The 25,520-nt window shown below is 34.5% G+C and carries 15 protein-coding genes; 1 reads left to right on the forward strand and 14 read right to left on the reverse strand.

The features are described from left to right. Positions 1 to 21: 21 nt before the first annotated feature. Positions 22 to 942 carry an oxidoreductase gene (locus tag EK386_RS13175; RefSeq protein ID WP_126659645.1) on the forward strand — a complete coding sequence of 307 codons (921 nt, stop codon included), beginning with the start codon at positions 22 to 24 and terminating at the stop codon, positions 940 to 942. Positions 943 to 1,307: 365 nt separating this feature from the next. Here the strand turns inward: EK386_RS13175 and EK386_RS13180 are convergent, their stop codons facing one another. The 14 genes from EK386_RS13180 to EK386_RS13245 all read right to left on the reverse strand — a co-directional run bounded on the left by EK386_RS13180 (position 1,308) and on the right by EK386_RS13245 (position 25,481). Then, positions 1,308 to 2,897, reverse strand: a complete 1,590-nt coding sequence (locus tag EK386_RS13180; protein ID WP_126659646.1) for an amidohydrolase — start codon at positions 2,895 to 2,897, stop codon at positions 1,308 to 1,310. 20 nt (positions 2,898 to 2,917) lie between these two features. Next, the gene (locus EK386_RS13185; protein WP_126659647.1) at positions 2,918 to 3,628 is read right to left on the reverse strand and encodes an SIR2 family NAD-dependent protein deacylase; all 711 of its coding nucleotides are present in this window, start codon (positions 3,626 to 3,628) and stop codon (positions 2,918 to 2,920) included. A gap of 5 nt (positions 3,629 to 3,633) precedes the next feature. Next, positions 3,634 to 4,671: a VanW family protein gene (locus tag EK386_RS13190; RefSeq protein WP_126659648.1), complete on the reverse strand. Its 1,038-nt coding sequence runs from the start codon at positions 4,669 to 4,671 to the stop codon at positions 3,634 to 3,636. Positions 4,672 to 4,794: 123 nt separating this feature from the next. Continuing rightward, positions 4,795 to 5,919 (reverse strand): Ger(x)C family spore germination protein, encoded by a 1,125-nt coding sequence (locus EK386_RS13195; RefSeq protein ID WP_126659649.1) that lies wholly within the window; start codon positions 5,917 to 5,919, stop codon positions 4,795 to 4,797. Continuing rightward, positions 5,906 to 7,027, reverse strand: coding sequence for a GerAB/ArcD/ProY family transporter (locus EK386_RS13200; protein WP_126659650.1), 1,122 nt, complete (start codon positions 7,025 to 7,027; stop codon positions 5,906 to 5,908). Before EK386_RS13200 ends, EK386_RS13195 begins: the two co-directional genes overlap by 14 nt. Further along, a complete protein-coding gene (locus EK386_RS13205) occupies positions 7,024 to 8,580 on the reverse strand; it encodes a spore germination protein (RefSeq protein WP_126659651.1) in 1,557 nt (518 codons plus the stop codon). The genes EK386_RS13200 and EK386_RS13205 overlap by 4 nt, the downstream gene beginning before the upstream one ends. 120 nt (positions 8,581 to 8,700) lie before the next feature. Beyond that, the gene (locus EK386_RS13210; RefSeq protein WP_126659652.1) at positions 8,701 to 10,710 is read right to left on the reverse strand and encodes a methyl-accepting chemotaxis protein; all 2,010 of its coding nucleotides are present in this window, start codon (positions 10,708 to 10,710) and stop codon (positions 8,701 to 8,703) included. 342 nt (positions 10,711 to 11,052) lie between these two features. Further along, positions 11,053 to 14,286, reverse strand: coding sequence for a response regulator (locus EK386_RS13215; RefSeq protein WP_126659653.1), 3,234 nt, complete (start codon positions 14,284 to 14,286; stop codon positions 11,053 to 11,055). A gap of 36 nt (positions 14,287 to 14,322) precedes the next feature. Then, complete coding sequence (locus tag EK386_RS13220) at positions 14,323 to 16,386, reverse strand: EAL domain-containing protein (RefSeq protein WP_126659654.1); 2,064 nt, start codon at positions 16,384 to 16,386, stop codon at positions 14,323 to 14,325. Positions 16,387 to 17,055: 669 nt separating this feature from the next. Next, positions 17,056 to 17,907 (reverse strand): CheR family methyltransferase, encoded by an 852-nt coding sequence (locus EK386_RS13225; protein WP_126659655.1) that lies wholly within the window; start codon positions 17,905 to 17,907, stop codon positions 17,056 to 17,058. Positions 17,908 to 17,926: 19 nt separating this feature from the next. Further along, on the reverse strand, positions 17,927 to 21,151 hold the full coding sequence (locus EK386_RS13230; protein WP_126659656.1) for a response regulator: 3,225 nt from the start codon (positions 21,149 to 21,151) through the stop codon (positions 17,927 to 17,929). A 38-nt stretch (positions 21,152 to 21,189) separates the two neighbouring features. Then, positions 21,190 to 23,256: an EAL domain-containing protein gene (locus EK386_RS13235; RefSeq protein ID WP_158674425.1), complete on the reverse strand. Its 2,067-nt coding sequence runs from the start codon at positions 23,254 to 23,256 to the stop codon at positions 21,190 to 21,192. A gap of 273 nt (positions 23,257 to 23,529) precedes the next feature. Continuing rightward, positions 23,530 to 24,654, reverse strand: a complete 1,125-nt coding sequence (locus EK386_RS13240; RefSeq protein ID WP_158674426.1) for a PAS domain-containing protein — start codon at positions 24,652 to 24,654, stop codon at positions 23,530 to 23,532. A 371-nt stretch (positions 24,655 to 25,025) separates the two neighbouring features. Next, positions 25,026 to 25,481 carry a DUF2269 family protein gene (locus EK386_RS13245; protein ID WP_126659659.1) on the reverse strand — a complete coding sequence of 152 codons (456 nt, stop codon included), beginning with the start codon at positions 25,479 to 25,481 and terminating at the stop codon, positions 25,026 to 25,028. Positions 25,482 to 25,520: the final 39 nt, after the last annotated feature.

A 25,520-nucleotide genomic window follows, 5' to 3' on the forward strand; every position in this document is an offset into this window, starting at 1 on the left:
CGCTAAAGGAGTGTGTGATAAATGAGTAAAGGATGGACAAAAAGCGATATTGGTGACTTATCAGGGAAAGTAGTGATTGTAACCGGGGCAAACAGTGGTTTAGGATATGAAACGTGCCTTGCTTTAGCTGAAAAAGATGCCACTGTTGTGCTAGCGGTAAGAAATTTGAATAAAGGATTAGATGCCATTGACAAAATTAAAGTCCATTATCCCAATGCGAACCTACATGCGATGTCATTAGATTTAAATGATTTAGCCAGTGTTAAACGATTTGTGGAATCTTTTAAATCTAAGTTTAACTCCTTATCCATATTAATTAACAATGCGGGCATTATGGCACCTCCTTTTCAACAAACAAAGGATGGGTTTGAATCACAAGTAGGTGTGAACTATCTTGGTCATTTTGCATTAACAGGCCACCTCTTAGACTACTTAAAGAAAACACCAAATTCTCGGGTTGTATCATTAGGAAGTTTAGCAGCCCATAAAATCAAACCGGAGTTTCATAACTTTAAAGGAACGAAAAAGTATAAAGCGCTAAAGTATTATGGGCAAAGTAAGCTCGCGTGCATGTTATTTGCAAAGGAGCTTCAATATCGATTCCGCCAACATCAAATCGATTCCAAAAGTGTCGCGTGTCACCCCGGGATTTCACAAACAAATTTATTTGCAAAAGGATCACGAAAATTGACGCGAAAACTCACACGTACTTCGTTAAAGTTGATTGGTCAAGAAGCTGAAACGGGGGCTTATCCAATTCTTTATGCAGCGACTGAAGCAAGAGTGCGTGGTGGCGAGTACATTGGTCCTGATGGTAGAGGTGGGAGTAAAGGAGATCCAATTGAACTAGATATTATTGATGAATTGTATAATGAGCATGTAGCATGTAATCTTTGGAAGCTTTCTGAAACATTGACAGGCGTGACGTATAATTTCAAATGAGGATAGGTCTGAAATGGGAATGCAAAACCCTACTTTTTCGGTAGGGTTTCGTTTCCGTAAGTGTGTTTTACCAAACGCCCGCGAATTCGGCTAAGTGCTCGCAAAATTTAGTATCCGCTCTCAACTCATCGCAAGCGCCCACAAAATCGGTTATCCGTCCACAACTCGTCGCAAGCGCCCACAAAATCGGTTATCCGCCCACAACTCGTCGCAAGCGCCCACAAAATCAGTTATCCGCCCACAACTCGTCGCAAGCGCCCATAAAATCGGTTATCCGCCCACAACTCATCGCAAGTGCCCATAAAATCGTCCATCCGCCCGCAAATCATCACAAGTGCCCACAACATCTACCTCCTCGCGCGAAATCAACTGTTATTCTCTCGTTCAAATACGATTTTTCCTGCAACGACTGTTTTTACTGCGTTTGCTTGTAACATGTCTTCAGAAGTTCCTTTAAAAAGGTCGCGGTCGAATATTGAAAAATCGGCATCGTACCCTTTCTTGATTAACCCTCTTTCATGCTCTTTGCCAATTGCTTGAGCACTTCCGACTGTATACATTCGAATGGCTTCAAAACGTGATAATTTTTCTTCCGGTAAATATCCTTCATGATGTTCACCTGGTTTCTTCCGCTCAACAGCAGCGTAGATCGAAGCAAGTGGATTAATCTCTTCAATTGGTGCATCTGTACCTGCAGCGCACATTAATCCACGATGGAGTAACGTTTTCCAAGCGTATGCATAATCTAGACGTTTTTCACCAAGTCGATTTATGACCCAAGGAAAATCGGAAGGGACAAATGCAGGTTGTAGGTCTAATACGATTGGTAATTTGGCCATCCGTTCGACTAAATCTTCCCGCAATACGCAACAGTGAATGAGACGATCTCTTTTTCCATGTGGGACGGGGTATTTTTCAATGACATTGAGAATTTGCTCAGCCCCCGCATCTCCAATCATGTGTACGGCAATTGCTTCATTATATTTGCGAGCCAATTTCACTAATCGTTCTAATTCTTCATCGGTATGAATTAATAGCCCATGATTTTTGGGGTTATCTGCATATGGAAGTGATAAAGCTGCCGTCGAACCTCCTAATGCGCCATCAGCAAATATTTTCATTGCCCCTGGTTCAATAAAAGGTTCATCAAATTGAATGTTTGCTTGCATCATCTCTTCAAAAACTGCATTGTGTCGGAGTAAATTTACACGAAAATGACGCTTTTCTCCAACAACTCGTTTATATGCTGTAAGTGGGTTTGTAAAATGACCAAAGTAACTCATATCTTCAGAATGGGCCCCCGTTAATCCTTTAGAAAGCATGTCATTAATCGAAAGCGTAAGCGCCTCTTCTAATGAATTAATATAACTTTCACCCTCACGTGGAATAGCATCTGTTACTAAATTGGAAGCAAGATCGTACAATAATCCGTTTAGATGACCTTCTTTATCCGTACCTATTTGGCCGCCAGTTGGAGAGATCGTTTCATCTGTAATCCCTCCTGCAAGTAGCGCGGATGTATTCCCTAACACAACATGATGACATACCCGTGTTAAAAGAATTGGTTCACTGCGAATTTCGTCGAGTTCCTTTAACGTTGGTATGCGTTGATCAGCAAAATGATTTTCGTTCCACCCTTCGCCAAATAACCATTGATCTTTTGGTGTATGAAGTGAAGCAACCTTTACTAGTTCGAGCATTTCCTCTGCTGATGTTGCTTGTGAAAGGTCCAGTCGAGTTAACTTTTGCCCTTGAAAAATGATGTGTAAATGGCTATCGACAAATCCTGGGTACATGGCAGCACCTTGTAAATCGAACTTTTCGTCACATCTATCCTTTAAATCGTCATAGCTTCCAAGTGCAATAATCTTTCCATTTTCCACGAGAACGGCTTCAACTGTTTCATTTTCTTTCTCCATTGTGTAAATCGGACCACCGTACCAAAGTTGCTTCATTTGAATAATCCCCTCATCTATCAAAGTAGTGTTTGCATGTGTTGTAACGTTTCTTTCGCTTTTCCTTCAATAATTAAATCAAAATAGGCTGCATTTGGGTTAGCATCCTTATTAATATAAACGGTTTTTCCCTTCGTCATCGTAGGTAATTGATTGACTGGATATACTTCAAGACTTGTGCCAATGACGATGACTAGATCAGCTTGTTGAATGTTTTTTAAAGTAATCGTCCAGCTCTCTTCAGGCAGGGCTTCACCAAAAAGGACAACATTCGGACGTAATACCCCTCCGCATTCCTGACAAGTCTCTTTCTGAATAAACGCTTCTTTCGTAGAGGATTCATTACATTGATGACATCGAAATGTTTGAATGGATCCATGGAGCTCTTGAACATGTTTGTTACCAGCTTTCGTATGAAATCCATCCACATTTTGGGTGGCAATGGAATGAATGAATCCTCTTTTTTCCCAATCAGCTAAAATATAGTGTCCATCATGAGGTTGACATTGTTCTAACCCAGTTAAACGCATCGAGTAAAACTCATGAAATAAATCATACTTATTTTCAAGGGCAGTGACTGTAGCTACTGTATGTGGGTCAATATTTTTCCACCACCCGGAAGATGAGCGAAAGTCTGGAATTCCACTTTCTGTAGACATTCCAGCTCCTGTTAAGACGACGGTTTTTTGTGACGTTTTAAGCCAATCCATGAAAGTTGCTAGCGAATTCATTTGTTTTACCCCTTCCAAAAAATTTCTACATGTATGTATTCAAGGTTGTATAGTAAAAATCCTATAAAAACGAAAAAAGAAAGAGTTTCCCCTTTCTTTTCATAAGATAATTCATTTTTTAAGATGTTTGCATATTCTCGAGATGTCGTAATCATTACCGTGATGGAGCCTTTACGGTAGATAGTTTTAATGAGAAATGGGATGCCTGTTGTATTTTGAAAACGATAATCTAAGCCCCCAAAGGATACTGTTGCATCCCTTCCTTCAGGTACATAGCCAACCGTTCTAGAATGATGATGCCTTTCGATCGTTTTGACGTCTAGAAAATCCACGGCATTAAATAACGTAGAGGAAGTTTGGCAAATACCACCACCGATGCCCTTCACTAATTTGCCCTTTACAATTTCTGGAGCAACTTGATAGCCTGTTGCCACCTCTCTTGGACCAACAACTAAGTTAAAGGAAAAAACATCACCAACGCCGACAATGATATTATGAATGGCAATAGCAGAGAGTTCGATATTTTTACTGCGACCAAAATTTGCGCCATTAAAAATCGTTGTAAAAGAGGATAACGTAACCTCATCTAAAAAAGGGACATCCTCCTGTTTATAATCGCTTTCCGTAAAAATGATGGGCAAATCCACTTTTCCACCTGTAAAGGATTGCTGCAATATATTTTCCACTAATTGCGGTTCATCAATCGTTATCATAGGTCGACCTTTAATAATATTCCCATTTTCGTCTATCCGATCTAAAAGAAGGGGCTTATTAAAACCGTGCTGGGTATTGAAGCCTTTTGCAAAATCGCGTGCCCAAATTTCCATTTCCTTCTTAAAGTCCTCCATATTTGTAACAAGCTGATAATCATTTGGAATGATGGTTTTTACGACTCTATTAGTTAGTGGGTTAATAATTTGAATGGTTTGATTTTCTAATAAGTCTTCTGTAAAGGGAGTAAATTCATAAGAAAAAGCTGAACTTTGCCAATGGAAAATAAATAGAACGGTGAGAAAAAGTAAAACAGTACATTTTTTAAGCAATTTATAACCCAACCTTGTTCTTCGCAATTTTGGATAACTTATATGTACTGTTCCCATTCTCTAGTTATTTATAATTGGTAATATTGTCAAAGGATATTTGAGAATTAATAAATACTTTCATTACTATTCAAAAACACCATTTCGCACAATCTCTATATTCACTTTAAAATTCACTTTCGCATTTGGATATAGTTCATTCCATTTTTCTTCAGTTAAGTTAGAGTTTCGTACACTGGCATAATAGTCATCCCCAAATCCAAAAATATCTGAATTCTTTTCCTGAGTATATTTAACGATTCGTTTCAGTTCTTTCTCTATTTCTTTTCCAATTGCCTTTTCAAGTTTTTTCGTAACGTCAGGTTTTCCAACATTTGCATTTGAATGCAATTCAACGATACGACATGCAAGATCGACTTCAACATCATACTCTGGGGTAGATTTGTCTACTAATTTAATTGTCCGTTTTGATTGAATGGAGTCAATAGCAACATGTAATTTTTCATCTGTATTTTTCTCTTGATCTAAGGTGTCCCCTGGTAATTTTAATTCCAGGGCCCCTGCTTTAAATTTATCCCGAAGCATGATAACATAAAAAGCTTCCTCAGAAGTCAGTTGACCTACCATTTTAGAACCGGCAAAAATTGCTAAAGCATTAATTTTTATTATATCTTTTTCTTTCTTTATAATCGGAATCGCTAAATCTCGAAGTGGCGAGTAATTGTTCCGGACGACTTCGTGTAAAGTAGAGGAAACTGTATGTTGCCGTTGAACATTATGATCAATAAGATTATAAACATGCTGACCAATATCGGTAATATTTTTATAATTTCCTTCGATTAAAGGTTTTGCGTCGCCATCAACAACGGCTAAATAAATACTACTACTAAGTTCAGAATTCATCATTAGGCCATGTAGAGGTTCCTCTAACCCTCTTTCTGCTAAATTCTTTCCAAATAATATGGTGTGTGTTTGACCGGCCAACATTTTTTTTGCGGTTTGCAGGTTAACTTTAATTCGAGTTCCTTGATTTGTAGCTTCTGTATTTGTTTGTGTTTCTAAGGTACTTTTGTTGTCTGGGGATACTTGGCGAATAATGACTGTGGCTGTCACGTTTTCATCATTCTCGTTTGCAACATCATAGCCGATTAATGTAGCTAAACTAATTCTTTCAAGTATTTTTGTCTCTGTACAACCAATCAGGAAACTGCAGAAAATAAGTATTAGTAGAAGCTGTTTAACTTTTTTCACTGTTACTCACCTGCATTTTTTTAATTTGTCTTTTTAGTAAAGCACAAAGAAATAAAATAAATGGGTAGATAAAAACGACAGCAAAGGCATATTTTCCAAACCAATCATTTAGTAAGTTAATGTCTGTTCTTTTATTGATAAAAATACCAGAGACAAACATGATGCTACTGAAAATCAATAAAAACTTATTTACTGAAATATTGACCATTCTCTGGACACCTCGATATGCTGCCCACATATATAAGCAAAGGTTTGGTAAGATAATAATCATCCAAAGACAGATTGTAATAATTTCGATTCGTTCAATAAATGGCAGCCGAATAAAACCAAATAATGTTAATGTTGCCCAGATTGTTTTCATCAATTGTTCGCCACTAAAAAAGGTTAAAGAAACAAACATAATGGATAGGTAAAGGAATAAAGTAAAGAGCATGCCTAGATGAACATATCGTTTATACTTAGTTTTATTCTTCAAAAAAGGGTACACAAAATTGATAATTTCAAACCCAACAATTGTAAAGGACATAGACATGACACCTTTAAGAATTCCTTTTAATTCATTATCCAAAATAGGTAGAAGGTAATTTAAATCCGAATATTTCAAGGGGATAATTAATATTGGTGGAATCCATAGAAGAAAGAAAAAACTAAAGAAACAAATACCAATAATTACCCTAAATCCCCCTTTAAATGTATAAATAATAATTGATAATATTGATAAGCAAAGAAACATCGAACTTAAATAGGGAAAAACCCATGTATTAATAACTTCAGTGTAATTTTTTACAATGACAAAAAAAGCACTTGAACAGTAAAAAATGTACAGTATATTTAAAAAATTCCCGAGGTATTTTCCGAAAATGTCTATGTGGATTCCATATAAATCATTTGAGTCATACATATCTAAAGTTTTCATCATAATATAAACAACGATATGTGCAAGCAAAAAACTTAAAATGACAGAAATCCAAGCATCCTGTTTGGCATCTTGGTAAATAACTCGTTGAAAACCATGTATACCGACACCGATTTGAGTAGCTGTAACAATAAAAAAAAGAAGGAAAGCATTAATCTTTTGATTATTACTTATATGAAGAGTTTCTTTCACTCTGTCACCTTCTTTTCAGATTTTTGATTATTTCCTTCATTTTCCCCTTGATTATTTCCTTGAGGATTTCGATTATTTATCCCTTGGCGAGAAAGGAATGTACTTGGTAATCGGATAATACTATCTGGCCAATCTTTCCACCTTGGTGGATAAAATGGTGCTAAATATGGAGCACCTAATGTTGTTTGGCGTAATAAGTGGGTAAAAATAAAACAAACGGCAAGCATGATTCCGAAATATCCCCAAAATCCAGCTAGTATTATAATTGGAAAACGAATAATTCGTATCGCATTCCCCATCATATAGTTCGGCGTTGTAAAGGAAGAAAGCGCTCCTAATGCTACGATAATAATTAGAATGTTACTTGTAATCCCAGCTTGTACTGCGGCTGTCCCAATAACAATCCCCCCAACAATCCCGATTGTTTGTCCTACTTTAGTCGGTAGTTTTGCCCCTGCTTCCCTCAGTAATTCAATAATAATCTCTAAAAGAAGTGCTTCGATGATTGGAGGAAACGGAACAATTGCCCTAGATTCATTTAATGGTACTAACAATGGTTGTGGAATTACTTCATAATGAAAGGTAAGTGTAGCTACGTAAATGGGTGTTAAATAAATCGAAATAAATATGGCAATAAATCTTAACAAACGGACAAAAGATGCAATTGACCACCGTAAATTTTGATCTTCCCTACTTTGGAAAAACTCAATAAAGGATTGTGGACCAAGAATAGCCATCGAACTGCCATTTACTAAAATCCCAACCTTACCACTTAATAAGCCATCACAAAATCTATCTGGTCGTTCGGTTAGGAGCATTTGCGGGAAGAGCGATAATGAGTTATCATCGATTAATCCTTCTAGTACTGCACTATCGATGATGTCTGCTATATCGAGGTCTGTTATCCTTTGTCTGACAGTATTTACTTGTTCTTCTGTGGCGATTCCGTGAATATACAACAGGGACAATGAAGTATTCGTTTGATGTCCTAATGTAAATTTTTCATTACATAAATCCGGATTTGTAATATATCGTCGAACCAATGAAATGTTTGTTGCAATACTTTCATTGAATCCCACCTGAGAACCAATAACCTGTGATTCGTTTTCTGGAGCGGATAAACCACGAGATTGAATGGAAGAAATTTTAGCAATTACCACTTCAGAAAAGCCTTCAATATGGATAATGCAAGCGCCAATTAACATTTCAAGTATCGTTTTATTTAATTCATCCATTACATCGACTTCCGGTAACTTTAGGTTTGTATGAATGTCTTGAGGTGTAGCGCCTTGTTTTGCGTTTTGTACTTCCTTTAAAACTTGTTCATTTAATAATGAAATATCCACTAAGTTATCTACATAAATCACCGTAGTTGTTGGTGAAACATAACGAATAATTAAATCAGAAGGTGAATGAAGTTTCTCCTTCAAAGATTGTAGGAATTCATATCTATTTGAAGAAATTGGTTCTTTCTTAGACTCTTTCTTTGCTTCTTTCTTTTGCTGATCGTTTTGTTGTTTTTTCTGTTTTTCTTTCTTTTTTTTGTTAAACATTACAGTCTCCCCATTTTTTATCATACAGATATAATTTACGGAAAAGGGAGAAAGTATACGGAAAATAAAAGAGCAATTCTCCTTTTAGTTAGTGGAGAATTGCTTTTTTGCAAATTTTAATTAAAGTTTAAATTGTTGTGCATGTATTCTAAGTTCTTCTGCCATGTTCGCTAAGTTTTCCGCAGATGCAGCGATTTCCTCCATGGAGCTCGTTTGTTGTTCCGATGCGGAGGCAATTTCTTGTGTGTTACCTACTGCTTCTAAGGAAACTTCGGAAATATGCACAATATCATCTACCATTTTTTCAGACGAATCTTTAATTAATCGACTTTCTGAAAGGATTTCTTGCATATGTTCCGACACTCTTTGAACAGCTAACGAGATATTTCCAAATTCAGTACCAGCTTGTTCAACAAAGGATTTCCCATCATTCACTGCAATATTTCCTTCATTCATCGCATTAATCGATAAAGAAATTTCATATTGAATCTCTTTAATCAGGTCGCTTATTTGACCAGAAGCAGTACTTGATTGTTCAGCTAATTTTCGTACCTCTTCTGCCACTACCGCAAATCCTTTTCCGTATTCCCCTGCCCTTGCCGCTTCAATTGCAGCATTTAGCGCAAGTAAATTCGTTTGATCGGCAATCGTTGTAATGACAGATATGATTTCATTAATCTCATTTGATTTTTTACCTAATTCGTTAATAGTAACAGAGGCACTGCTTGTTTTTTCTTCAATTGCTTTCATTTGATTTACAGTTCGATCAATCACTTCTGAACCTGTATGGGCTGCTTGCACTGCATCATCTGTTAGTTGGTTTGTTTTTTGAATGTTTTGAGCAATTGTTGAAATACCATCTGAAATATTTGTAACAACCTCTTTTGCATCTTCGGTAAAGTTCGTCTGAGCTTCCGTATTGGATGCAATCGTTTGGATCGATGCCGAGATTTGTTCTGTTGCTTGTACGGTTTCTTCGGAGCTAGCAGACAATTCCTCAGATGAAGCGTGAACTTGATCGGAAGCATGTTTAATTTCAGTGACTAAATTTTTAATATTTTCGACCATGGTATTAAAGTTATGTGCTAGTTGACCAATTTCATCTTGCGCTTTAACTTTCATTTTTTCAACGGTCAAATCACCATGGGCTACTTTTTCCATCCCTTCAACTACCGTTAAGATTGGTCTTGTTATCCCTCTAACGATCAGTATAGAAATGAAAATAATAATAATTGCTGTAAGACCAATTAATATGAAACTTGTATTTTGAATGGTTTTTGAATCTGCTAATACGACTTTAGATGGTGTATTAATACTTAATCCATAACCTACCGACTCAATCGGCGCGTAACTAATAATGAATTCTTGATTATCAAGGTGGAATGATGAAATCCCGGAATCCGTCATACTTTTTTGTAATAAAGTTGATAGTTCACCAAGATCTAATTCTTCTACATGTTTACCTATGACGTCTTCTTGTGGCGCTACTTGAATGATTCCTTGGTTATCGAGCAATGTAATCATATTTGTAGATTCAATAGTATTTTCGTCGTTTAAATATGTATTAACTAAGATTTCAAAATTTGCTGATCCCGCTAGTACCGCTACAACTTTCCCAGAATTATCTTTAATTGGGGTAGCAGCTACGACAATTCGATTACCTGTTGCTTTAGAGATGAGGACTTCAGAATAAACCGATTCCCCTTTTAATGCAGCAGGAACATAGCTACGATCACTATAATCTGAACCAATGCTTTCTGGTTTTGTATGGGCGATTACAGTTCCATTAGGGTCAATAACGAACATTGTTTCAAATACTTCAGACCGCTCTTCTAACATCGTTAAGTATGGAATCATATGTGCTGGATCCAGTGAAATTAAATTATTACTTGAAGCGGATATTTGCATTTCAGACATTTGTGCTTTAAACCATTGCTCAATCGACGTTACTTTATTCATAACAAGATTTTGCATTGCGGTTTCTTCTTTTTCAATTAATATTTTACTATTATTATACTGAACAAAGAGAGTTACTATAAGTAGCGGGATAATTGAGATTAATAGAAATGCGCCTATAAATTTCAATCGAATACTTGTTTGCCTTTTTTGTTCAGTTTGATTTGAACTCATCTAAATTGCTCCTTACATCATAATATTTCCTTTTCATTAAAATATGGATTACTGTCTATTACTCTACTAGGACTTTGCGAACATATTATATACCTAAAATATTTGGAATTAAAGGAAACTTTATGACCAAAATATACTTTGTAAAGAATTACCTATTTTTAATAACACTCAAACATAATTAATGGTTATTGTTAATTTACCAACAGGGTACTTAAAAGTATATGAACAGTTTCTACCAAAAGGAAAGAGCTCAAAAGTGGATGGTACCACCCATATAATGAGCTCTTTTTAAGCATTAAAAAGTTTACATTGATTGTGGCTAAACAGGGTGTTTATACTTTTCTAATATAACCATACTTTCATAATTGAAATTAACTGATCTGGTTCAACAGGTTTTGCAATGTAATCGGATGCCCCGATTGCTAAACATTTTTCGTGGTCTTCTTTCATTGCTTTTGCAGTGAGCGCGATAATGGGTAGTTGGGTATATTGAGGCATTAATCTGATTCTACTAATAGCTTCATAACCATCCATTTCAGGCATCATAATATCCATCAACACCAAATCAATATCTGAATGTTGTTCAAGCAAATGGATACTTTCAATTCCATTATAAGCAAATAATACGGTCAACCCGGCCATTTCCAATACACTTGATAGTGCAAAAACATTTCGCACATCATCATCAACAAGTAGTATTTTTTTTCCAACAAGATCTGAATTTGAATCTATTTTTTTATTGACAAAGAATGATTCTTCAACAGATCTATTGTTAGAATCTGATAAATAGAGCTCAAGTTCTGCAACTAATCGTGCGGGCGAGCGTTCATTTTTAATAATAATGGTATGGGCAAACTTATTTAGTTCAAGTTCTTCCTTAACGGATAAGTCTCGACCCGTGTAAACAAACACTTTTAAATCGCTATGAATTGGATTGTTTTTAATTTCGGTTAGTAGATGAAAGCCACTTGTATCTGTTAGTCCTAAATCCAGAATAAGACAATCAAATCGCTCAAGTTTTAAAAGATTTCTAGCTTCTATTCCAGTAGAAACAGCTTTTATTACAAAATCCATATTTCCGATTAATTCCATCAAACTATTTCGTTGGTTAAAATCATCATCGACAATTAAAATTCGTTTGATATGGCTATTCGTTGTTGAGATAGATTGAATATCTTGTGCCATCCTTAGTTTATTGTTTTCTTGCGTCTGTTCAACAAAAGTTACGGCAGCTTCAACTTGAGTTAGTTCCACAGGAGTTATTATTTCTTGCGGTTGTGCCTCGTAATTGCCTACATAAAAAGTAAAGGTACTTCCCTTGCCTTCTTCACTTTCAACAACAATTTTGCCACCTAAAAGCGTCGCAAGCTCTCTACTAATCGAAAGACCTAATCCTGTCCCTCCGTATTTTCTGCTTGTCGTTCCATCTGCTTGTTGGAATGCTTCAAAAATTAAATTTAGTTTATCTTTTGATATCCCAATTCCTGTGTCGATTACAGAAAATGCGAGTGTTAATTTACCTTGTTCGGTCGGATGTTGTTTTGGCTTAATTTCAAGTCGAACTTCCCCTTCATCAGTAAATTTGAAGGCATTAGATAATAAGTTTTTTAATACTTGCTGAATTCGAACTTCATCACTATACAATGTTGGGGGTGTTCCGTCTAATACATGAATATTCAATAGTAGATTTTGATTGTCTGCAATTACGTTAAAGTTACTTTGGACAAATTCCACTATATTTTGAATTTCGATGTTGCCAGGGATGATTTCTGTTTTTCCAGACTCAATTTTAGCTAAATCTAAAATATTATTGATTAAAATTAATAAATCGTTCCCCGATGAATAAATTGTTTTTGCATATTCCACTTGTTTTTCTGTTAAGTTACGATTTGAATTGTCTGCTAACAGCTTAGATAAAATAATTAAACTATTTAATGGTGTTCGTAATTCATGGGACATATTTGCGAGAAATTCTGATTTATATTTTGAACTTAATGCGAGTTGTTCAGCTTTTACTTCAAGTTCTGCCTTTGCTTTTTTAACGATTCGATTCGCTTCTTCATATTTTAAATTTTGTTCTTCTAGTCGTTTAGCTTTTTCTTCAAGCTCTGCATTCGTTTGTTCTAATTCTACTTGTTGTAACTGTAATTTTAATTCAGATTGACGAAGAGCCTGTGTTTGCTCCTCTAATTCCTCATTTGTTGCACGCAATTCTTCTTGCTGATTTTGTAGTTCTTCTGACTGGGCTTGAACTTCCTCCATCAAGGTTTGAGATTCTTCTAATAACATCGCTAACTGATTGCGGCTTAAAACACTTTCAAGGACGATGCCTAAATTATCGGAAAGTTCTTCTAAAAAACTAAGTTGATTTTCGTCAAAGGGATGAAAGGATGCCAGCTCAATCACTGCATTGACTTCCCCTTCAAAAGTAATGGGTAAAACAATTAAGTTCAATGGTTTTGACTCCCCAAGACCTGATAAAATGATATGAGTAGAGGGTACATTTGTAATATGTAGCATCTTTTTCTCTATAATGGCTTGGCCAATTAATCCCTCTCCCAGTTTGATGGATTGTTTAGCTAGCTTTTCATTGGAGGCGTAGGAAGAAACATGTTTGAATAACTGATTACTATTTGTATGCATGTCCTTTACATAAAACAAGGCATGACTCGACTTAACTAGAGGAACTAGCTTTGATAGTAATGTTTGTCCAAACATCGGAATCTCTAATTTGCCTGTTAAATGTGTCGTAATATCGTTAATATTTGATTTTTTCCACGTTAATTCTTTCTCTTTATTCATTTGAATGTCTAGAGTATCTGTCATTTGGTTAAATGATGTGGCGATTGCATCGAACTCATCATTTGAAATGACTTCCACTTTCGTACCTAAATTTGTGTGGCCGTTTGAAATAGATTTCATAACATCCGTCATAGCAGTCATACGTTTGAAAATGGAAAGAATGTTTTTCATACAGATAAAAGTTACTAGTATAATGCCAAATGCTAAAATAAAACCGGCTATAACAATTTCTTTTCTTACATTATCCACTAATGAAAACAATGAACTTTCTAATTGTGTATCAAAGCCATTTGTAATATTTCGTAAAACTATAGTAAATTCCTCATGGATCGATTTTGAATTTTCATCCATTAAATTTCTAGCTTCTTCTATTCTATTCTCAGAAATGAAGCTTGTTATTTGGTCCGTATAGTTCTCGAATTCACTATTTGTAGTTTTAAGAGTATCTACTAATGCTTTTTGTTCCGGAGATTGAATGTTTTGCTCTAACAACAGAATATTAGTATGAACATTTTCTCTTTCCGTTTGTAAAGCTCTCAGTTCAGCCTTCAGTGCAGCTTCGTCATCATAGATGATGAGATTTCTTAGTATAATGCCTTCATCCTTAATATCTGCTCGAATTTGTCCAGCTAAAGTTGAAGAATCAAATTTTAATTTAATCTCCTCTGAAGAGTTATTGATGTGCGAAATTTGTAACCAACCGCTACCAATCACGAAAAAGAAAAATAGTGGTAGTGTACTTAGCGCAATCAATAAGCGTGTCCGTATTTTCATTGTTATACCTCAGTTCAATAGGATAGTTGTTTTTCATTATTGAACATTTTTCTTGTTGATACATTGCTCATATACTAATGCAATTGCATGGACGCGGTCAGCTACACGTAATTTGGACAATATATTTGTGATATGATTTTTAACTGTATGTTCGCTAATAAAAAGTTTTTCAGAGATGACTTTATTACTTGAGCCTTCTACAATTAATGAAAATACATCTAGCTCACGGTTTGACAGAGCAAAGTCGATTTTAAATTGTTGAACAGCGTGTTGAATAATTTCTCGATTAATACCAATTTCCTCTTTCGGATTAAGTACAATTACATTATCTTTTACAGTCTTTGTAATATTTGTCGCCATATTATTGCTATTTTTACTGTTTGAATAGTGTAAAAAGTCGTTAGGAGGTAGTGGTTGACTATAGATATAGCCTTGTATCTCATCACATTGAAGTTCTATTAATTGCTGTAATTGTTCAGTTGTTTCTACTCCTTCTGCCACCACATTAATATTTAATTTTTTCCCTAAAAAAATCATGGACTCTACAATAGAATGACTATTTTTTTGAGGTAGAGTAATTTCTTGAATATAAGATTTATCAATTTTAACTGTATCAAAATGAAAATCTCTTAAATAATTAATTGAAGAATAACCAATACCGAAATCATCTAGACTTACATGGATATCCATGTCTTTTAGTTGTTTTAAAGTATGTTTCACAATGTCCTCATTTTTTAATAAGGCTGTTTCTGTTATTTCAATTTCGATTCGTTTAGGATCAATTTTCGAATCATGTAAGATCTTTTTAATTTGTTCAATAAAATTCTGTTGTAAAAAATGTTTTGCTGAGAAATTAATTGCGATTCGAGTAGGTGAAAAACCCAAGTGATCCCAACTATTTATTTGCTTGCAGACAGTTTGGAGTACCCATTTATCAATTTCAAAAATTAATTCGGATTCTTCTGCAATCGGTATGAATTCATTTGGAGAGATCGTCCCCCATTTTGGATGATTCCATCGAATGAACGCTTCTGCACTCACTACTTGTTCAGATGATAATTGTATTCTTGGTTGATAGACTAAAGTAAATTCTTCATTTTCAATGGCATTACGCAAATCATTTTGCATGAGAAATGTTCGATAAGATTGAAGATTCATACCAGAATGATAGACTGAAAATTTGTTTTTCCCTTGTTCCTTTGCGCGGTAGAGTGCTGCATCCGCATTTTTTAATAGAGTATTTGCATCTTCCCCGTCAAATGGAAATATGGCTAATCCGATACATGCTGTAAGGTGAAATTCATAGGAATGAATAGTAAATGGATTCTTAAAAGCATCTAATATATTTTCAGTTACTTCTAGGCATTGTTCCCGATTACTATTCGGAAGTAAGACAACAAATTCATCTCCACCCATTCGCGCAACAAAATCGCTATCACGAATTGTCATAGAAAGCCTTTTTGCTAGATGTTGTAGAAGTTTGTCTCCCATCGAATGTCCCAGAGAGTCGTTAATATATTTAAATCGATCTAGGTCAAGATACATTAACCCTAGCGATTCGTTCGTACTCTTAGCAATGTTCACAAATCGAATAAGCTCTTCATTAAACTTCCTTCTATTTGGAAGATCCGTTAGCCCATCGTGATAGGCCATATATTCTATGACTTTATTTTTCTCCTCTAATTTGTTGGATTGTATAATTAGTTTTTGGCGTAATAAATAGAGTTCAACAAAACGTTCTACCTTTGATTTTAAAATAATAGGATTGAAGGGTTTTAATATATAATCAATGGCACCTACAGAATAACCCATGAAAATATGCTCAGAATCCATATAATTTGCAGTAATAAATAATATAGGAATGTTTTTTGTTTTTTCACGAGCTCTAATAAATTTTGCTGTCGTAAACCCGTCCATTCCAGGCATTTGGACATCTAATAATATTGCCGCAAAGTCATATTGCAATAAAAATCTAAGTGCCTCTTCCCCAGAGAATGCCTTAATTAGGTTGTATTCTTCTTCATCTAGAATTGCTTCTAATGCTAATAAATTTTCGGGTCGATCATCTACTATTAATATATTAATTTTTTCATTGCACATTTTTATCACTATCCTCTATCGATATTGCTAATCTAAATAGATTATCAGGATACCATAAAAAGTATGTTAATGGTGAGTAGAAGGTCTTAATTGAGAGAAGCGTTTAGAGTGAGAGATATGAATAATTAGTAGTATATAACGGTGGTGAAATAGTAGTATAATCACAAAATTATTCTGATTGCAATATACTTATTCAATGACGCAATGAGAATGGTAAACAGTTTATATATTGATTCACGTATTAATATTGCCGTGTATTTAAATAAGTAAATTTATCTGCAGAAATAAATCGACATTTTGGTATGGAAGGATTGTTTTTTATTTGCCATGAGAAATGTTTTAGTAATATCGCTGTTTTATTTAAGATAGTCGTTTCAAATTGATACAAAACATCTGATCGAATCGGAAGTTGTATTGGTGAGAGGAATTTTAAACCTTCATTTCATATATTTCTAGTTTTCGTAAGAATTTGGTAGTCCTAATTTAAATAGGAGTTAGGATTTAGAGAATAGGGACTGTCCAGAAAGTATTGCACTTTCTGGACAGCTATGCTTCAAATGATATAATTCTGCTAAAAATCTGTGCTCCTGCGGTAGTAACAATAAATTGTCACCATCCTCGTCGCAAAGGGGGCGTTCGAAAATCACTTTTCGGACGCCCCCTTGCTTGTTATTTAATTTTTTTATAAATTTTTTGGGATTGGCTAATTACTTCATAATAATCATTCATGTTTGTATAATTAATAGATTCTTTATTACCTAGGCAAAGTACCCCAAACATTCCTAAACTATCATAAAATAATTGATGTACTTTATTTTGCAATTCTCGATTAAAATAAATTAAAACATTTCGACAGAGAATTACATGAAATTCATTAAATGAGCTATCCGTTACAAGATTGTGCTGAGCAAAAACAAGATTCTTTGATAGAGATGAATCAAATTTCACACCTGTATCCGTTACTTTATAGTAGTCTGAAAAAGCTCTTTCTCCACCCGCTTGTAAGTAGTTATTCGTATACTTTTTCATGTTTTCTAACGGGAATTGACCACTTTTTGCAACGCGTAATACATCGGTATTAATGTCTGTGGCATAAATTTTTGTTTTTTCGTACAACCCTTCTTCATGGAGAAGAATGGCCATTGAATATACTTCTTCCCCAGTAGAACAACCAGCGTGCCATATTCGGATTGAAGGATAAGTTTTTAATAATGGAATGACCTTTTCCTTAAATTCTAGGAAAAAACTCGGATCACGAAACATTTCGGTGACATTTATTGAAAAGTCAGCTAGCAACCTTTGCAAGCATGCCGAATCATATAATACTTTTTCAAGTAAACTCGTAATGGTTAGTAGTTTTTCCGCATGGACACGATGCCAAACTCTTCTTCTTATTGATGGATAGGCATAATTTCGATAATCATATCCATAGTGAAGGAAGATCCCCTCAAGTAACAGGTGTATTTCGATTTTTTCTAGTTCTTCATCAATATTTTTCTCAACTGGGATAAATTGATTCATCTTTGGCTACCTCTTTAACTTAATATAACCATACTTTAATAATGGATAGTAACTGTTCGGGCTCTACAGGTTTTGCAACATAATCAGATGCACCAATCGCAAGACATTTTTCACGATCCTCTTTCATAGCTTTTGCAGTAAGAGCGATAATCGGCAATTGTTGATAAGCAGTATTTGTGCGAATTCGAGTAATGGCCTCATATCCATCCATTTCAGGCATCATAATATCCATTAGGATGAGATCCACATCTGGATGCTCCTCTAGCATTTGCAAGCTTTCTACGCCGTTTTCTGCAAACACTACTTCTACACCTGCCATTTCAAGCACACTAGAAAGTGCAAATACATTCCGAACATCATCATCTACGAGCAGAATTTTTTTTCCCAGTAAATCTAGCATGGATGCTATTTGTTCTAATTGAGATGAAGTTTCATCATTCGTCGTATGAATCGATTCCGATAAATATAACTGAAGTTCTGCCACTAATCTTTCAGGAGAATGTTCATTTTTAATAATAATTGTATGAGCAAACTTATTTAGTTCAATTTCTTCTTTACTCGACAAATCTCGACCAGTATAAACAAAAACTTTTAACTTTTGATGGTCTGGATTATTTTTAATTTCAGCAAGTAGATCAAACCCACTTGTATCAGTAAGCCCTAAATCTAAAATCAAACAATCAAAATGATCCAATTTTAATAAGTCAATGGCTTCTTTTCCAGTTGACACAGCTTTAATAATGAAATCCATATTTCCAATGAGCTCCATAATGCTGTTTCGTTGATTTAAATCATCATCAACGATTAAAAGTCTTTTAATATGACTATTTTTTTCTTGATTCTTAGGATTTGGTAGTTCAGTTTGGATGTTTTCACGTTCTTTTGGTTCAAGTATTGTAACCGCAGCTTCATTATAAGTTAAGTCAACTTCTTTCGTGTGCTGGGCTTCATAATCCCCTACATAGAAAGTGAATTTACTTCCCTTGCCATCTTCACTTTCAACTACAATCTCTCCACCAAGAAGTGTAGCGAGCTCTCTACTAATTGATAACCCTAGACCTGTACCACCAAATTTCCGGCTAGTTGTTCCGTCCGCTTGTTGGAAAGCTTCAAAGATGAGGTCTAATTTGTCTTTTGATATGCCTATGCCGGTATCAATGACAGAAAATGCAAGTGTTTGCTGACCATTTTTTTCTGTACGTGTATGGTCTAAAGAAATTTCAAGCACCACTTGACCATAATCTGTAAATTTAAATGCATTTGATAATAAATTTTTTAATACTTGTTGGATTCGTACTTCATCATTAAAAATAATGGATGGCGTATTACTTTTCACATTTACTTGGAACACTAACCGTTTATTTTCTGCTATAGGCTTAAAGTTATTTTCAACAAAATCGACAATGTTTGAGATGTTTATTTCACTAGGAAGAATCTCCGTTTTACCAGATTCGATTTTTGCTAAATCTAATATATTGTTTATTAAAACGAGAAGGTCGTTGCCTGATGAATAGATGGTTTTGGCGTATCGAACTTGTTTTGCAGTTAAGTTTCTACTAGCGTTATCGGCTAGTAACTTTGACAAAATTATCAAACTATTTAACGGTGTTCGTAGTTCATGAGACATATTCGCTAAAAATTCTGACTTATACTTCGAGCTAAGGGCCAGTTGTTCAGCTTTTACTTCTAGTTCCGCTTTTGCTTTTTCTACAATGCGATTAGCCTCTTCATATTTTCGATTTTGCTCTTCTAAATGTTTTGCTTTTACTTCTAATTCAGCATTGGTTTGTTCTAATTCGACTTGCTGTAATTGAAGTTTTTGCTCCGATTGACGTAGCGCTTGGGTTTGTTCTTCTAATTCTTCGTTAGTTGCCCGTAACTCTTCTTGTTGATTTTGTAATTCTTCTGATTGGGCTTGTACTTCTTCCATAAGCGTTTGAGATTCTTCTAATAATTTTGCTAACTGGATTCGCCCTATGACACTTTCTACTACAATTCCTAATTTACTAGCAAGCTCCTCTAAAAAGTGTAATTGAACTTGACTAAAATCTTTAAAGGAAGAAATTTCAATGATGGCATTCACTTCATCTTCAAATACTATTGGTAGTATAAGTAGATTTAAAGGTTTCGCTTCACCTAATGCGGAAGAAATCAAATAATTCGATGGCACTTCTGTAACATGAAGCATTTGTTTTTCTTTAATAGCTTGTCCGATTAAACCTTCACTTGGTCGAATGAATTGTTTAATCGATTTCTCATGAAAAGCATATGAAGAAAGGTACTTAAATGATTGATTATTTGCATTTTCAATATCTTTTATATAGATAACGGCTTGATTTGAATTCACGAGTGGAACTAATTTTGATAATAATGTACTCCCTAAACATTCCAAATCATGCTTTCCTGTTAAGTTTGTGGAAATATCGGTAATATTTGAGTTAATCCAAGTTAAGTCTTTCTCTCTGTTCATTTGCGATTCTAGTGTTTCTGTCATTCGGTTAAAAGAATTGGCAATTTCGTCAAATTCATCATTTCCAATGACTTCTACTTTTGTGTAAAGATCCGATTTTCCATTGGCAATGTCACTCATTAGCTTAGACATCGAAGACATTCGATTGAAAATAGAGAAAATACTTTTGATAAAGATAACAATGATCACCAGTAAACAAACGCCTAAAATAATACCAGAAAGGATAATTTCTTGCTCAAGATTTTTTATTAATGTAATTAGTGAGTTTTCGAGTTGTTGATCAAAGCCGTTCGTTATATTTCTTAATACAAGGGTTATTTCCTCATGTAGTTTATCTGCATTTTTTTCCATTAAGTTTTGAGCAGCACCAATATTATCAAGGTTAACGTATGCGATGACCGAATCTAAATAAACTTCATAAGTTTCAATTGTATTTTTTAGAGCATTGACTAATTCTTCTTGATCAGGGGTTTTTGCATTTTCTTGTAAAAGAAGAACATTTGCCTGGATATTTTCCCGTTCATTTTGTAATTTCGACATTTCTTTATTAATCATGTCATCATTTTTAAAAATAATGAGGTTTCGTATGATAATGCCTTCATCTTTTAAATCGGCTCGGATTTGACCAGCTAAAACAGATGAATCAAAATCTGTTTTGATATGCTCTGTTGAATCATCAATATAAGAAGTTTGAGAAAATCCACTAACTATTAATAAGATTAAGAGAATAGGTAGTGAACTGAGTGTAAGCAACAACTTTGTACGAACTTTCATGTTAACACGCTCCGTTTGAATCTTATGTAGATTGGTAGTCACGCATTGGATTTATTAATACATGCTTCATAGACTAACGCAATTGCTTGCATTCTGTCTGATACTTGTAATTTTGATAGGATGTTGGTGATATGGTTTTTTACTGTATGTTCGCTAATGAATAATTTTTCAGAGATTTCTTTGTTACTTAAGCCATCAACGATTAACGAAAATACATCGACTTCACGAGTTGAAAGAGAATATTCTTTTTTTATTTCTGAAATGGCATCGGATAATAATTCTCGATTAATACCAATTTCATCTTTTGAATTTAAGTTGATAACATTTTCTGTTATATGCTTGGTTGATGAAGTGATCTCGGTTATTTCTCTTTTCTTCACATTTCGAATATATTGTTCAAATTCAACTAATGCTAGAGGGCGACTATAAATATAACCTTGCACTTCTTCACATTGAAAATCTTTTAATATGGATAATTGAGCTTCTGTTTCCACACCTTCAGCAACTACATGAATGTTTAGTTTCTTTAATAAGGAAATCATAGATTCTACTATGATATGGCTATTCTTTTGTGGATTTGTTAGCTCTTGAATATAGGACTTGTCAATTTTAACTGTATCTAATGGAAAATCTCTTAAGTAATTTATAGAAGAGTACCCTGTTCCATAATCATCAAGACTTATATGAAGGTTAAGCTCTTTTAATTGTTGAATCGCCTGCTTTACAATGTCTTCGTTTTTTAAAATGGCCGATTCGGTAATCTCAATCTCGATTTGATTTGGATTTACTTCAAATTGCTGTAATATTTTTTTAATTTGATTGACGACATTCCGTTTTAAAAAATGGTGTGCTGAATAATTGATGGCAATACGCATTTGTGGAAAACCGGCATTCCTCCATAGATTAATTTGCTTGCAGACATTTTCTAAAACCCACTCGTCAATTTCAAAAATTAAGTCTGATTCTTCTGCAATCGGAATAAACTCATCTGGTGAGATGGGTCCCCATGTTGGATGGTTCCATCGTAAAAGGGCTTCAGCGCTCATTACTTGTTCGGACGGTAATTGGATTTTCGGTTGATAAACGAGGCTGAATTGTCCAAGATTGATTGCATTGCGCAATTCCTGTTGCATAAGAAAAGTCCGATAAGTTTGAATATTCATGCCGGAGTGATAGACGAAAAAGTTATTTTTACCTTGTTCTTTTGCACGACGTAAAGCAGCATCTGCATTTTTCATTAGCACAGTTGAATCTTCACCATCAAATGGGAAAATGGCTAGACCAATACATGTGGTTAAATGGAACTCATAACTATCCATGAAAAATGGCTGTTTAAATGCATTGAGTATGTTAGCTGCAATTTCTAAACATACTTCACGGTCGCTATTTGGAAGTAGAATAATGAACTCATCTCCCCCAACCCGTGCTACAAAATCATCCATTCGCATTTCATTGGAAAGTCGTTTTGCCACAAGTTGAAGCAGCTTGTCTCCTATTAAATGTCCTAACGAGTCATTAATATTTTTAAACCGATCTAAATCCAAATACATCAGTCCAAGTGTTTCATTAGAATTTTTAGCTTTAATTACTTTTCTACTTAATTCATCATTAAACATTCTTTTATTGGGGAGATCTGTAAGGCCGTCATGATAGGCCATATATTCAATTACTTTATTTTTCTCTTCTAAATCATTTGATTGCATTTGTAATTTATGTCTTAATGTATAAATTTCAACAAATCTTTCTACTTTCGACTTTAAAATCATTGGATCAAAGGGTTTTAAAATATAATCAATCGCTCCTACCGAATACCCCATAAAAATATGCTTAGAATCTATGTGGTTGGCGGTTACAAATAATATTGGAATGTTTTTTGTTTTCTCGCGAGTTTTGATGATTTTGGCTGTACTAAAACCATCCATTCCGGGCATTTGGACGTCAAGTAAAATTAAAGCGAATTCATATTTTAGTAAATATCGAAGTGCTTCTTCTCCAGAATAGGCTTTGATTAAATTGTATTCTTCTCTTTCAATAATGGCTTCTAATGCTAGTAAATTTTCTGGGCGATCATCTACTAATAAAATATTTATTTTCTCATTGAACATATTCTTCACCATCCAAAATAGATAATCAAATAATCTATACAGATTAATAGAATACCATAAAATTATTTGAATAGTGAGTACTTTGTAATAATGATAAAAATTGGCAAACTCTATTCGCATGAGTAATTATGACTATCCTAGAAATGCATTCTTAGTGGGAAACGTCAAAAACCTATTCCGATTGCGTGTTATTTATTGACTTTGCAACTGGAATAGGCTGTTTTTATATTAAAAAATACTTTTTAAGTAGTAAATTTGTCCCTGCTACTTTTTTTATAATTCGTCATATTTCGTAAATTTCCTTCTGTCCAAAAAGGTAATCGTCATTTCTTGATTAAGATTGAATAAATCATCTATATTTCGAGAATCGTTTGATAGCCTATTCCAGTCAATGCCGTTTCGGATTTGTTCATAAATGCGGTTTGATTCATTTAGTGGTTCGTCTTCGCTATCAATAAACAATTCGTCTTCTTCTAGTAATTGAATAAACTGTAGGAATTCATCATTTTGAGCATCAGAATCACGATAGAATTTCGAGAAAGCTTGGGAATGTAAACGGTCTTCAAATTCATTATCCGTTGAGTCTATATCGACGTAGAATGTTTGCAATAGTTCTTTTTCTTTTGTGATTTCTTTAGCAATTCCATAAACACCAATTACTTTTCCATCCATTGTCATTGGGAAGTTTTTAACGCTTAAATGCACTTCTTGACCATTTTTATGAATCCCAACTGTTTCATATTGAATCGTTTCACCATTGATGACACGTTGGAAAATTTCTTTCACTTTTGGGATTTCGTTCTTTGAAAGAATTTGAGCAAAGCTTGTCCCAATTAAATCAAAAGGGACATAGCCCATTATTTCCTCTGATGCAGAATTTGAATCTAAATAATAACCGTCCGTATCTAGTGCAAATATAGCATCGTCATGATGTTCAATTAAAGTCGCGAATTGTTGTTTACTTTTCTCTAATAAGTTTTTTACTCGAGATAGTTCCTTCATCTGTTGAGTTTGCGCTGTAATATCACGGCTTACAGAAATAACATATACCTCTCCATCATTATGAATGGGTGTTAATGTGGATTCATAAACATACTGATGATCATGATCTGCATAAATTTTTTCTGTAAAAGTTACATCGCAATTTTTGTCTACGGATTTTTTAATGAAGTAGTGTAAAAGTTCTGCTCTTTCTTGTGGTAACACATCGTTAATGGATTTTCCAACTAGCTCCTCGTCAATCATGGATAATCCTGAAGTGTTAGCAAAAACGTACGTAAATTTATTATCTTCAAATTTCATAATATATATTAAATCTGTTAACGTGTTTAACACACCAGTCATAAGAGAAGACATTAAAGGATTATTTGTATTAAACAAATTGAAATTTAGAGTCATGTCTTTAACTTCCTTCCATAATTCGTAAATGGGTTCGATCATTGTTTTATATAGTTCACTTCGTTGTGGTATATGTTTTAACTGATGCAGTCTAGCGCATTTTAAGGAGCATTTACGTTGGCGTTTTTTGCCCATGAATGTAATGTAACCTTATAATAGAATGAATGGAGAAAAATACATATCCCCATACCTTCTTATTTTTAATAGGAACCTCTTCCTATTCTCTCTAAAGTTGTATTTTAATAGGAAAGGGAGAGTCCGAAAAGTGTTTTTCGAACTCTCCCTTTGCGACGAGGATAGTGACAATTTATTGTTACTACCGCAGGAGCACATATTTTTAGCGAAATTATATTATTAGAAGCATAGCTAGTTTAGAAAGGCTTAAATACCATAAGTACCACTAAAATAACGAGCAGTACTTGTGTAGTAACGGTTAGCGGAGCTATTTTTTTTAGTACTTGGATATACTCGCTAGGAAGTTCATCATCCTTTGCTGTAGCGAGTATAGAAACGAGTGTTTTCGTATGTTTCGGTATGAAATAAGCGACAATTGGTTGAGTTAAAATATAGAGTACGATAGAAACGATATACCATCCTGTTGTAAATAAATACGGATGGATGATTGCCATGATCAAACCTGTAACGAGTAGTGTGATACTCCCCATTTTTGCGAGTTTTTCTATTCTTGCATTAACAGCATGGGCATAGGTAGCCGTTCGCACATTGCGAGCGCCCTTCATTATATATGGAGAAGCAAAGGTAGCTCCTAGTCCGCATATTGCGCCAAGGATATGAAGAACTAACACTAACAAAAATAATATATCCATTCGAACACCTCTCTTAGTCTCCTTTTATATATACGTTAA

Source organism: Lysinibacillus antri, from assembly GCF_003977595.1.
GTDB classification, from domain to species: Bacteria; Bacillota; Bacilli; order Bacillales_A; family Planococcaceae; genus Ureibacillus; species Ureibacillus antri.